General features: G+C 36.7%; 2 protein-coding genes. Both read right to left on the bottom strand.

All coding sequences use genetic code 11. The features are described 5' to 3' along the window. Nucleotides 1-360 (bottom strand): transposase family protein (locus CG11_RS26210; protein WP_063833223.1); only part of this gene is annotated, 360 nt, incomplete at its 3' end. 35 nt (nt 361-395) lie between these two features. Next, a partial coding sequence (locus tag CG11_RS26205) for a transposase family protein (RefSeq protein WP_052599920.1) occupies nt 396-904 on the bottom strand: 509 nt, incomplete at its 5' end.

Below are 904 nucleotides of genomic sequence, written 5' to 3'. Positions count from 1 at the left end.
AAAGGGGCTTTGTACCCTAAAGTTGTGAAGCGCTGTACAAATAAGCATAACTTGATCTCTGAATTCAGAGTCATAATGACGACAACGTTCCTTGACAATCCGACAACGTTTTATGCCTGAGATAGCATGCTCAATTGAAATTCTCATACTCCCAACATAAGCATTAAACCATTTTGCAACAGCACTTAATTGTTTACCTCTTGGCTTTTTAATTGGTTGTTGTATGTGGACTCCTGGAGGAGCATAACCTTGAAAACCTTTATCTTGACGAAGGTAGATTCCTTCAGGAAAAGTACAGTTTTCTTCATCAGCAATTCGCTTATCAAATACAGTTCCATCGCGTGTCTGGCTTAAGAACAAAATTTGCTGGCTATTAGCACCAATTAAGTTGTTCTTTATGGAATGTCTTTTTTTTTGTTACTATATTGGCTTTCTTGAACATCTTGGTCAGAGTTTCGATGTATACTGCGTTCTGTTACGTCTTGGTTATAAGAATCGTCACCAAATTCTTCTAGTAATTGTGCCAATTTATGCCCTTCTCGTAATGGTACAACTCCTAGTTGTTTGAGACTTTCTAATAGCAATGGTTGAAGTAGTTTCATCCAAATACTAACCTTTGCTTGGGACAGCCCAAAATTGGCTGCTTGAAATTGCTGCAAAGGGTAATTTTTTAAATAAACCAATGCAAATAGTAATTTGTCTTCGACAGTAGCTAATGTTTTGGTGTCTTGCTCTGGTCTAGCATTTGGAAACTTACGTTTTTTACCTTCCAATGTATGCCATCGAAAATATCGAACCCATACACCATAAAATACGGATAGAAGTTTTTCAAACTCTTCTACCTTTAGGCTCGTTAGAGACAAGAAATTTGTCGGATTCTTTTTTAAGTTATCATAGTTCATGC

Source organism: Aureispira sp. CCB-QB1, from assembly GCF_000724545.1.
Lineage (GTDB): Bacteria > Bacteroidota > Bacteroidia > Chitinophagales > Saprospiraceae > Aureispira.
Note: the sequence above shows the minus strand (reverse complement) of the source record. Positions and strands in the feature narration are given on the sequence as shown.